The following is an 11,937-nucleotide window of genomic DNA, read 5'->3' on the forward strand; positions in this document are numbered from 1 at the left end:
AGACTTAGGATCTGGTGCCGCAAGGTGTGAAGGTTCGAGTCCTTTTACCCGCACAAAAAAGCCTCTTCATTTGAAGAGGCTTTTTTTATGGAATTATTTTAGGAATCATTTATTTTTAAAAGTCTCTGTATAAGAGTTTTAAAAATAAATGATTTTTTTATTATTTAAGATTTGTTTTTAAGCAAAAAAATCTATTATATTTGCCACGTCTTAAAGGAACAGGATGTTCCACTGATTCGCGGGTATGGTGAAATTGGTAGACACGCCAGACTTAGGATCTGGTGCCGCAAGGTGTGAAGGTTCGAGTCCTTTTACCCGCACAGAAAAGCCTCTTCAAATGAAGAGGCTTTTTTATTGGTGTAAAGTTGTGGCTTAATTAATTTTTTTGTGGCAATACAATAATCAAACACTATATAGGTAGTGTGAGAGTTTACACAATTATTTTGTATAGACCTACTCGTATTCGTTTTAGCTTTTAGAGAATATGTTTCTTGATATTATCATTGATTAGAAATTATGTATCATCTTTTTTTGTAAATTTCATTCTTTAAATATTGAATTTAGACGAATGGTGTGACTTTTGTGTGAAGTGGAGTCTAAATTATAATGTCTAAGGATTAATCAAGGAAAAAGGAATGGAATTAAAAAATTTGCTGGCAACTGTATTAGAGTTTGAGTTATATACGAGTAAGTCTATCAGTATTACGATAGGTACCTTATTATTCATCGCATTCACGCTTATGATTACTAATGTAGGGGTGAGGCTGTTGAAAAAAGCATTTATACGTATGGCTACTCCTGATGTAGCGGCTAGGCTAGGGAGTGTTTTTAATTTTATTAATTACTTTATTTACCTGATTATGATTTTCTTTATCCTGAATGTAGTAGGGATAAATATCAGTATGTTTTTGACTACTTCAGCCGCTCTATTTGTTGGTTTAGGATTTGCACTACAAGATATCTTTAGAGATTTGATAGCAGGTATTTACATCTTGTTTGACAAGACATTGAACGTTGGTGATGTGGTAGAGATCAGAGGTGAGGTGGCTCGTGTGAAGGTCATTAACCTTAGATGTACTATCGCTGAGACACGTAATAGAAAAGATATCGTGATTCCGAATAGAAAACTGATAGACGATATTATGAATAACTGGACGCATGAGGATCCTGTGATACGTGCCAGGATTAATGTAGGTGCGTTTATAGGGACGGATGTAGAGTTAGTCAAATCGGTGCTATTATCATGTGTAGAGGATAATGATGAGGTGCTAAAAACACCTAAACCTATAGTGTTTATAGATGAGTTCGGAGAATCTTCTATCCGTTTTATCTTGTATTATTTTATAGATAACGCTTTTGATAACGATCGCATCGGTAGTGAGATCCGCTTTGAGATAGACAAGAAATTTAAGGCGAATAATATAGAACTACCTGTGCCTGTACTCAAATTAAAACAAGGTGCTGAGTCTGTGTAAAAGTTATAGCTTCTAGAAGTATTCAATATCAATAAAAGGATTAATTTTGCTTTTTTCTAAAGAGAGATGGCTTCTAATAAAACTAATTCAAATCCTATGTCTGCTGTGGGGGCTAGACCAAAGAGAAAACCTCCAACAAAACGAAAACCTTCTAAAAAGAAGAGTACTAAATCACCTACATGGACTACTGTGAAGTGGGTGGTCATCATCGTGGTATTAGTGGGAATAGGTATTTGGTTTGGGTTACATTTTAGAGAGGGAATACGCTATTTCTTTAGCTCTGATGACAAGGCAGAAGGCAAGTCTATCTATGATGTGCGTACTGTAGAGGTGTTGAATAGACATGATAGTATGTTAGTCGGCTTCGATGTGTCCCATTATCAAGGGGTGATTGATTGGAAAGTAGTGGATTCTGTAGCTGGTAAAGCTTCTCTTGACTTTGTGTTTATTAGAGCGACTATGGGTAAAGATGGCAAGGACAAGGCTTTTCATCTAAACTGGAAAGGTGCTAGAGCAAATCACTTTATTAGAGGGGCATATCACTATTATCGTCCTGATGAAAATTCGACAGAGCAAGCAGAAAACTTTATCAAACTAGTGAAAATATCTGAAGGAGACTTTCCTCCTGTATTAGATATAGAGGATATGCCTAAAGAGCAGTCTATGGAGAACCTTAGAAAAGGGCTGCAGAACTGGATCAAGCTAGTGGAAGCGCATTATAAAGTAAAACCGATCTTGTACTCAGGAGAGAATTACTATACACATCACCTTAAAGCTTGGTTTCCTGATCATGTACTATGGATTGCTAATTATAACTTCTTTGTTGAAGAAATAAAGCCTGACTGGCATTTCTGGCAATTTACAGAAAAAGGGGTTATCAATGGAATAGATGGTAAGGTGGACTTAAATATCTATAATGGGAATAAGGCAGATATACGAGAGTTACTTGTGCCTTAAAGTTCTTTTAGGGTGTACAGTGTCCCACTTTCTGCTACCATATACACTCATTATCGTCATAATAGGGCGTTATGAGCAATATTGAAAAGAACATAAATAAGGTTATTTACTTTTGTGCTGTATCTGATTTAGATTGGATACACTGTAAGTAATGACTTATGGTATGTTCTTTGACATTGTGTATAATCCTAGAATCAGCGTTAGTTAAACCCAGATTAAGCATTAGTCAAATACAGCAAAGCAATTCTACTTCATATCTCTTTCATTAGCTCTAAAACCATACTATAGTATGCTTTTATTAGTAATTCAGACTTATCTTGTATAATTCTTTTTCGATTATATGTCTATCACTTATTCCAGGATAATAAGGAAAAAATAAGGATGTGATGTTATTTTCTAACATCAAGGGCATCTCTTAGGGCATTGCCTATCAGCATAAAACTTATCACTAGTACAAACATAGCAAAGCCAGGTAATAAGGCTAAATAAGGTTTGCCTAATAAGATGTAGTTGTAGTTTTCTTTAATCATGGCGCCCCAACTAGGTGTAGGTACTTGTGTTCCTAATCCTAAGAAACTTAGTCCACTCTCTACTAAGATGGCAGAAGCAAAGTTAGCAGCTGAAATTACGATGACTGGAGCCATACAGTTTGGCAAGATATGTTTAGTAATGATTCTGTAGTTAGAATAGCCTAAAGCATGGGCAGCAGTTACATACTGTTGTTCTTTTACACTGATTACTTGCCCTCGGACTACACGAGCTACTTCTACCCACATCGTTAGTCCAACAGCGATGAATACTTGCCAAAAACCTTTGCCTAAGGCTAAAGTAATGGCAATCACTAGCAGTAAGGTAGGTATAGACCAAAACACATTAATCAACCAAAGAATAAAGGCATCTATCTTTCCGCCAAAGTAACCTGCTATAGCGCCTAATGTGATCCCTATCACTAGAGAGATTAGTACAGCTACAAAGCCTATAGATAAAGATACACGAGCACCAATAACTAGTCTACTTAGGTAGTCTCTTCCTTGGTTATCTGTACCTAACCAATATTTCTTTTGTTTAATAATCTCCGATTCTTTAGCGTTGTTTAAAGAACTCAGCGCTATGCTTTTAGTTTCTTCTAGTTGTGGCTGGTTACTATACCCTTTATAGAATAAGGTATCGTTAGTAATGTGATATTCACTAATAGGGATAAATCTAGTAGCTTCTTCTCTTCCAAACCAAAGCTCGCTCCAAGTGCGATCTGTGTCTGTAGGAATAGTGATAGTAGATACTGTAAAACCTGGGCTCTGAGAACGTAGGGCAAGGTCTCCTGCATTAGCGTTCTTAGAGTTGTCAGGGATAATGAAGTAAGCAAAGGCTGCTACGATAGCAATGCTTACAATAATCCAAAAACACAAAACGCCCCAAAAATCTTGTTTGAATTTTTGGAGCGCAATCTGTGTATATGATTTGCTAGTGTGAGACATTCTATAATTTAGAACTTACGTTGTTTTTATCACCACTTACTTTATATATTTTCTTTGTGTCTAAGTCTTTTAAGATTTTTACACCTTCTTCGATATAGACATCACCATTTAGCATTTCGTGCCATCTATCTCTTTTGCTTTCAAGTATTGTATCGTTCTTGATTCTAGCTAATTCACTAGGTAAAGAAGTAAATTTCAATTCGTTTTTATACTTAGAAATAGCTTTGAATTTTTTAGCTTTCTCTTCTACTTCTTTTTGTTTTGCACGATATTTCTCAAGGCTTAATGGAACTTCTTTTTCATCTTTTCTTTCATTGATCCATTGCGCGTTCTCGTCAATCAATTTGAATTGCTCATTAAGGGCAATACGTTCTTTACTTGACTTGATAACAGCAGAGAAATCATTGTTATACGGAGTATAAGTAGCTCTTTCTATCTTGTCCCATGGCATTGCGTTATCCATATCTCTTTCTCCCATGTCGATATAAGAATATCTGTCTGGCAATACGATATCACTCAGTACTCCTTCGCGTTGAGTAGAACCACCATTGATACGGTAGAACTTCTGTAGTGTTACTTTTAAAGCACCTAAATCGCCATAAGGTTGTTTTCTTAATAGGTCATTAAGTGTTATTAAGTTTTGTACAGTTCCTTTACCATACGTGTGTTTACTACCGATGATAACTCCACGCTTATAATCTTGGATAGCTGCTGCAAAGATTTCAGAAGCAGAAGCAGAGAAGTTATTCACTAATACAACTAATGGACCTTCCCATACGATAGGGGTATCTTTATCATCTAGTACTTTTTGTTTTCCTCTAGAAGATTTCACCTGTACTACAGGACCTTCTTTAGAGAATAACCCAACCATTTTGATAACTGTCTCTAATGAACCTCCACCATTGTTTCTAAGGTCCATAATGATACCGTCTATGTTCTGTTGTTTTAGTTCTTTAATTTCTTTTTCAACGTCTGTAAATGCGTTACGACTGTCTTTGTTCTCAAAGTCAATGTAGAATTTAGGTAAATGAATAACCCCATATTTCTTATCACCATCTTGGATAACACTTGACTTAGCGTAAGTTTCTTCCATTTCGATAACTTCACGCATTACAGGGATAACCTTAATCGTTCCGTCTATTTTCTTAATCGTTAAGAATACTGTAGTGTTCTTTTTCCCTTTGATCAGTTTTACAACGTTGTCTAGACGCATACCTACGATGTCGATAGGCTCTTCATCTTTAGTCTGACCAACTTTAAGGATAATATCTCCAGTTTCGATTTCTTTACCTCTCCAAGCAGGTCCACCTGGTACAAGTTCATTAATCTCTACACCTTCTGATTTTTTGCGTAAAACAGCACCAATCCCTTCGAAGCTACCACTCATGCTAGCATCGAACTTCTCCTTGTCTTCAGGAGCAAAATAGAAAGTATGCGGGTCAAAACGCTCTACAATAGAATTTAAGTAGATAGCAAACCAGTCTTTTCTTTCAAGGTCTTTAATGAATTCGAAAACTTCATCATACGATTTTAAAGCACTTTCACGAGCCTCTTTTTCAAGCTGTTCAAAAGATTTCTTTTCAACAGGCTTTTTGTCTTTTGCTTTTTTATCTGTTTTCTTTTCTTCTTTAATGATAGGCTCTCCGAACTCGTCAAACTCTTCTTCTTCCTCTACTTTACCTTCTTGTATTTTAAGGTTGTCAGTAATGGTAGATAAGACATTAAGTTTTAGTAGTTTTTTCCAACGCTCTTTTAATTCTTCCGCATCTTTAGCGTAGCCGATATTGTCATAGTCAGCATTCAATACATCGTCTGATTCGAATTCGAATGGTTGTTCAAGAACTTCTGTATAAATACCTTTAGCTTCATTCATACGTTGAGTAATACGCTCATAAGTCAGGTCAAAGAAAGAAAGTTCCTTTAACTGAATCATGTCGTCTATTAGGTACTCATATTTAGAAAACTCATCAATATCCGATTGTAAGAAATATCTCTTCATTGGATCCAATGCTTTTAGATATTCTTTATATACAGTAGCAGAGAATTTATCATCAATCTTTGCTGGATTATAATGTGTGTTTTCTAATATATACGTTACTAATTCTAAAAGAAGCTGATCTTTTTCAGGCGTATCTTTTTGCTGTTTAGGCATAAAACTCCACAGAAGAGCAGACACTCCGATAAGTAGAAGTATAACCTTATAATTTCTTTTCATAAATAGCTTAAAAGTATTCATTAATTAGTTTTGAACTAAAGTAGTTAAAAAAGTAAATATTTATACGATATGGTCGATAATTATTTGTTAAAACACATAATCGTATAAAAATCCGTAGTTGTTATATGCTTAAACCCAAAATCCGCATCAGTCAAATACTGCAAAGTAATTCTACTTTATAGCTCCTTCATTAGCTCTAAAACCATACTAGTGTATGCTTGTATCACTAATTCTGACCTATTTTGTATAATTACTTTTCGTCTATATGTCTATCACGTATTTTCGGTTAAAACTAAGTAATTTCACAAACAAAATAACATATAATCCTTACATTAGCGAATGTAATTAAAATAAATATATGATGCAAAGACCTTTAATACTTGTTACAAATGATGATGGTATCACAGCACCAGGAATGAGAGCCTTGATAAGTGTGATGAAAGAGATAGGAGAAGTAGTGGTAGTTGCCCCAGATAGTGCTCAATCTGGAATGGGGCATGCTGTAACGATCAATAATACGCTTACGTTAGAAAAAGTAAATATCGACCCAGAGATAGAATTAGAATACGCTTGTTCAGGTACACCTGTAGACTGTGTAAAGATAGCGCTAGGACAAATACTAGACAGAACACCTGATCTGTGCGTGTCTGGAGTAAATCATGGTTCTAACTCTTCTATTAATGTAATCTATTCTGGTACGATGAGTGCTGCACTAGAAGCAGGAATGAGCGGTATACCTGCAATAGGTTTCTCTTTATTAGATTTTAGCTGGAGCGCAGATTTTGAACAAATAAAACCTTTTATAAAAAAGATTACAACAGAGGCACTTAAACATGGGATTCCAAAAGACGTGGTGTTGAATGTAAACTTCCCAAAGTTGGCTACTGAAGATATTAAAGGAATAAAAGTGTGTAGACAAGCTAAGGCTACATGGGTGGAGAACTTCGATAAACGAGTTAGTCCTCATGGAAAAGAGTACTACTGGTTAGTAGGAGAATTCGTGAACCAAGATAAGGGAGAAGATACAGATGAGTGGGCATTGCGAAATGACTATATCTCTATCGTACCAGTGCAATTTGACTTAACAGCACATCAAGTATTAGAACGTATTAATAGATGGGATCTGTAGATGAAAGATAAGATTGTTCATATTCTAATCGGTTTTGTTGGAGGTGTAGTGGCTACTGTAGTGGGTATAGAACTTTATTTGTTGTTGTTTACTAACTATGAGTTGTTTAGTGATTTTAGTTTCATTAATAACATAGGGTTGGTAGGAAGAATAACAGCGATAGGGAGCTTACTTAATTTGCTATTGTTTACGTTTTTTATTAATCGCAGATTAGATTTTATGGCTAGAGGTTGTATTTTAGCCGTAATTATTTTAACCATAATAACACAGTTAGTGTAGATGAAGTATTATATAATAGCAGGAGAGGCATCAGGGGATCTACATGGATCTAATCTTATGCGATCTATATACAAGAAAGACCCTGAGGCAGAGATACGCTTTTGGGGAGGAGATTTAATGCAACAGGTAGGCGGTAAGCTCGTGAAGCATTATAAAGATCTTGCTTTTATGGGATTTGTTGAAGTGGTACAAAATCTAGGAACAATATTGCGCAATATTAAGTTCTGTAAAAAAGATATCGCATCTTTTAATCCAGATGTATTAGTGTTTATTGATTACCCCGGCTTTAATATGCGAATAGCTAAATGGGCAAAGAAAATAGGTATAGAAACACATTATTATATCTCACCTCAAATATGGGCTTGGAAGGAGAATCGAATCAATGATATCAAAAGAGATTTTGATTTTATGTATGTAATTCTGCCTTTCGAAAAGGATTTTTATGAGAAGAAACATAATTACCCTGTGACCTTTGTGGGGCATCCCTTGATAGATGCTATTGCAAATTACCGTGCACAGGAGCATGAGGACTTTAGAAAAAAGCACAATTTAGATGATAGACCAGTGATTGCGTTATTACCTGGTAGTAGAAAGCAGGAGATCAGTAGATTATTAAATGAAATGCTTTCTGTAATACATCATTACCCACAATATCAATTTGTAATAGCTGGTGCTCCAGGACAAGAAGCTTCATTCTATGAGACTTTTATAAAAGATCAAAATATTTCGTTTGTATTTAATGAAACGTATGCTTTATTGAATATTGCCCATGCCGCATTAGTGACTTCAGGTACAGCAACGTTAGAAACAGCCTTGTTTAGTGTGCCACAGGTTGTCCTGTATAAAGGAAACCAGATGTCTTATGAAATAGCGAAGCGCATCATTAAATTAAAGTATATTTCTTTAGTTAATTTAATTATGGATGATGATGTGGTGGTAGAGCTTATTCAAGGGGATTGTAATGCTGTAAGAATAGAGCAAGAATTCGCAAAAATCATACAAGGTGAAAAAAGAAATGAAATATTGTTAAAATATAAAGAATTAATTCGTAATTTAGGCGGTCAAGGAGCGAGTGATTATGTTGCGGATGAAATAATAAAAAATCATATGACAAAAAGAAGTTAGTTAACCACCACAAAATAACCAATATGAAAAAGTTTACATTATTATTAATCAGTGTTTTGGGCCTTTCTGGTTTCCATACAATAGAAGCGAAGACAACAAGTAAAGCTGTTTATAGTAGCCCTGTTAAAAAGAAACCTACAGCCGTTATCGCTGAGAGTAAAAATGTAGACGATAAAATACAAGCAGAATTAGACGCTTTGTTAGGTGACTTTATGGAGGAGGCAAAAGAAGCAAAGGGGGAGTACTTTGATAACTTGACTAGTCAAGTGTTGAATACCGCTTTTGATTATGAAGGAGTGCGTTATAGATATGGTGGAATGAGTAGAAAAGGGATGGACTGCTCTGGTCTAGTGATGACTGCTTTCGGAGATACTAGTGTGAATCTGCCACGTACCTCAAGTGAAATGGCTCAAGTAGGTGAACGTGTGAGAAAAGCAGAAGCACAGACAGGTGACCTAATCTTCTTTAAAACTCGTGGCAATAGAATTAGTCATGTAGGAATAATCACTGAAGTATTAGATGACGAAATTAAGTTTATTCATTCTTCAACTAGTAAAGGAGTAATTGTGTCTTCAACAAAAGAAAATTACTATAGTAGAACTTTCGCACAGATTAACCGTGTTGTTCTAGAAAGTATGAATTAAGATTACAAGGATTCAAAAAATAATATTAAGCTCTATCCATCAGGATAGGGCTTTTTTTATGGTATTCACTATATTTTTAGAATTGCTGATACTAATCAAAGAATCAGTTATTTTGGAAAGGGTTTTGATACTTATTGTAAGTATGAAGCCTATTAAATTCTCTTTTTTATTTTATTCTCTATTCCTTTTTTTGGGAATATACTTAGACTTACCTATAAGTACTTTTTGGGTGATAGCCACTTTATGTATTCTTCTATTTGTATTGACAATGTCATTAATGAATAGATATGTACATTTTCCGTCTTGGTTTACGGGGAGTAAGGATATTGTATTATTTGTCAGTCTCTTTTTCTTTTTAGGTGTTGGGTTAAAAGGTTTGGTTAAGAATCAATATGATTCTGAGTTACTAAAAATAGAGACATATCTAAATAAGCCTAAAAATAGTAGAATAGATATAAAAATAACAGAGACTCTTAGTAATAAAACGAACAAACGATTTATAGGAGAATTGATTAGAGTAGGTGATACAGTGTGCAGTAATAAGATTGCTCTTTATTTTAATGAGCGTCAAGATTCACTTGTAGTAGGAGATGTCATTAGTTATTATGGCAGGGTAGGGAGTATACAACAACCGAAGAACTTTGGCCAGTTTGATTATCGAAAGTATATGCAAGGTAAGGGAATCTTTATTCAAAGTTACGTTGGAGATTACTTTGTAGTAGGACATGATGTACATTGGCGTTATGAAATATTGAAGTTAAGGAGGTCTTTAATTGATAAAATATATCTTGACAACATTGTTCTTCAAGAGAATACTAAAGGTCTAATCATGGCGCTATTACTAGGGGAGAAGTCATTTATAGACACTACGGTTCTTAATCAGTTTAAAGAAGTAGGTGTTATGCATGTATTAGCGATTTCTGGATTGCATGTGGGGCTTATATACTTAGTTCTTGTCCGTGGTTTATTCTTTTTACCTAAGAGGAGCAGGAGTGTTGTGATACTTGTATTATTGTGGTGCTTTGTCTTTTTATCAGGTTTCTCAGCCTCTGTATTTAGAGCTGTCCTTATGTTTACGATTTATCTTGTTAGTCAACTTTTAAGAAGAAATCAGAATTTAGAGCACAGCATCGGTTTAGCCTTATTCTGTAGTCTATGTATATATCCTTATTGGGTATATGATCTAGGTTTTCAGTTAAGCTATTTAGCCGTTATTAGTATTGTGTATATTCTACCTTTATTTAAAAAGTTCTATACTAAAAATAAAATACTACAGTATATACAGGGGATTACTTATGTGTCTATAAGTGTACAGGTTGGTCTGATACCTATTCAGTTGTATTATTTTCAGCAGTTCTCTTTTCTGTTTTTATTAGCTAATCTAATTGTCATACCGTTAATAACAGTTCTTGTTATTTTAGGTATGGTCTATTTGGTTGTGATGTGGATTGAAAGTATATCTATAGCAGTTGGTTTTTGCCTTAATGTGTTAACGGATCTAATGTACCGCTTAATAGAACTAGTGTATCGTTTGGATTATTTCTCTTATCAGAATGTACAGATAAGCTTTACACAAATGTCTTTAATCTTGATTCTTATAGGAGGAGTATTACTTACTTATTATCAGAAGAAATTGAGATATATAGTAGTAGGGGTGTTACTATGTAGTGCTCTACAGTTAGGTACTACTTTAGGATCCAGTAAAGAAGATACTTTGGATACTGAAATTGTGGTTCCATTCATGTCTAATAAGAATAATAGATCAGTATGGATTAGAGACTATGATACGGTACATGTATTAATGAACCTTATTGATAGTACTGACCAGAGATATCTACGTGATTTAGATAAATATGTACAAGAGTATGGTTTAGATAAAGTCATGTACCATCCATTAGAGGGAATTGTACCGAGTACTCAAGACAAATTGCTAATTATAGATAATGATAGGATAGCGTATAATGGAGTATTAGATGCTTCTGTTGTATTATTCTCTGGGCAACCTAAGATTAACTTTGAGCGAATGCTAGAAGTGAGGTTACCTAAACTAGTGATCTTTCATAATTCAGTACCTTTTTGGTTTAAGAGAAAGTGTATTGATATATGTGTAAAAAAGAATATCCCTTTCCATGATATGTATGAAAAGGGATATTGGTCTTCTTTATTATAATGATCTTAAATCTGTTGTAATAGTTGTTGAGGGGTTTGGTACCCAACGATTACTTTAGTCACATCACCTTTTGTACCGAAGATAACCATAGAAGGGTATCCAGGTATTCTTAAGAACATCGTGAAGTCATGTGTAGCATTTCTACCTTTTCTTTCACTGTTGTATCCAGGGTTTGTGTACTTTGTTCCTTTGTAGTTTATTTCTTCATTACCTTCTGCATCAAATTTCACAGCATAGTAATTCTTGTTGATATACTCGATTACTTTAGCATCACTAAAAGTATTTTTGTCCAGCATTTTACAAGGTCCACACCAGTCAGTAAAAGCATCCATAAAGATAGGTTTAGCTTCTTTCTTTTGTGCTGCGATAGCTTCGTTAAACGACATCCATTTTATTTCTTGAGCATTAGCTGTTAATCCTAAGAAAGTAATGGTAAGTAATAAAAACAGTTTTTTCATATTTCTTTTA

At 34.6% G+C, this 11,937-nt stretch carries 10 protein-coding genes and 1 tRNA gene; 8 read left to right on the plus strand and 3 right to left on the minus strand.

Annotation, left to right across the window (positions count from 1 at the left end; genetic code table 11):
- Positions 1–238: 238 nt before the first annotated feature.
- The 3 genes from AABL87_RS04625 (at position 239) to AABL87_RS04635 (ending at position 2,432) form a co-directional block, all read left to right on the plus strand.
- Positions 239–320: transfer RNA gene (locus tag AABL87_RS04625), tRNA-Leu, on the plus strand.
- A gap of 315 nt (positions 321–635) precedes the next feature.
- Complete coding sequence (locus tag AABL87_RS04630) at positions 636–1,475, plus strand: mechanosensitive ion channel family protein (protein WP_006257539.1); 840 nt, start codon at positions 636–638, stop codon at positions 1,473–1,475.
- A 66-nt stretch (positions 1,476–1,541) separates the two neighbouring features.
- Positions 1,542–2,432: a glycoside hydrolase family 25 protein gene (locus tag AABL87_RS04635; protein ID WP_025125709.1), complete on the plus strand. Its 891-nt coding sequence runs from the start codon at positions 1,542–1,544 to the stop codon at positions 2,430–2,432.
- 389 nt (positions 2,433–2,821) lie between these two features.
- On the opposite strand, the gene AABL87_RS04640 is transcribed toward AABL87_RS04635, so the two are convergent.
- Together AABL87_RS04640 and AABL87_RS04645 are read right to left on the minus strand one after the other, a co-directional pair.
- Entirely contained in the window at positions 2,822–3,907 is a 1,086-nt protein-coding gene (locus tag AABL87_RS04640) for an ABC transporter permease (RefSeq protein ID WP_006257537.1), read from the minus strand.
- A gap of 1 nt (position 3,908) precedes the next feature.
- Entirely contained in the window at positions 3,909–6,143 is a 2,235-nt protein-coding gene (locus tag AABL87_RS04645) for a carboxy terminal-processing peptidase (protein ID WP_071307174.1), read from the minus strand.
- A gap of 340 nt (positions 6,144–6,483) precedes the next feature.
- Here AABL87_RS04645 and surE point away from each other — a divergent pair, with 340 nt between their 5' ends.
- The 5 genes from surE to AABL87_RS04670 all read left to right on the plus strand — a co-directional run bounded on the left by surE (position 6,484) and on the right by AABL87_RS04670 (position 11,469).
- Entirely contained in the window at positions 6,484–7,251 is a 768-nt protein-coding gene (gene surE / locus AABL87_RS04650) for a 5'/3'-nucleotidase SurE (protein WP_016650099.1), read from the plus strand.
- On the plus strand, positions 7,252–7,530 hold the full coding sequence (locus AABL87_RS04655; protein ID WP_006257534.1) for a hypothetical protein: 279 nt from the start codon (positions 7,252–7,254) through the stop codon (positions 7,528–7,530).
- Positions 7,531–8,655 carry a lipid-A-disaccharide synthase gene (gene lpxB / locus AABL87_RS04660; RefSeq protein ID WP_283840766.1) on the plus strand — a complete coding sequence of 375 codons (1,125 nt, stop codon included), beginning with the start codon at positions 7,531–7,533 and terminating at the stop codon, positions 8,653–8,655.
- 23 nt (positions 8,656–8,678) lie between these two features.
- Entirely contained in the window at positions 8,679–9,299 is a 621-nt protein-coding gene (locus AABL87_RS04665) for a C40 family peptidase (protein ID WP_006260523.1), read from the plus strand.
- A gap of 142 nt (positions 9,300–9,441) precedes the next feature.
- Positions 9,442–11,469 (plus strand): ComEC/Rec2 family competence protein, encoded by a 2,028-nt coding sequence (locus tag AABL87_RS04670; RefSeq protein WP_341277023.1) that lies wholly within the window; start codon positions 9,442–9,444, stop codon positions 11,467–11,469.
- A 5-nt stretch (positions 11,470–11,474) separates the two neighbouring features.
- Here the strand turns inward: AABL87_RS04670 and AABL87_RS04675 are convergent, their stop codons facing one another.
- The gene (locus AABL87_RS04675; protein WP_006257530.1) at positions 11,475–11,927 is read right to left on the minus strand and encodes a thioredoxin family protein; all 453 of its coding nucleotides are present in this window, start codon (positions 11,925–11,927) and stop codon (positions 11,475–11,477) included.
- Between the last annotated feature and the right edge of the window lie 10 nt (positions 11,928–11,937).

Origin of the sequence: Myroides sp. C4067, from assembly GCF_038039665.1 — a bacterium.
Classification (GTDB): Bacteria; Bacteroidota; Bacteroidia; order Flavobacteriales; family Flavobacteriaceae; genus Flavobacterium; species Flavobacterium odoratimimum.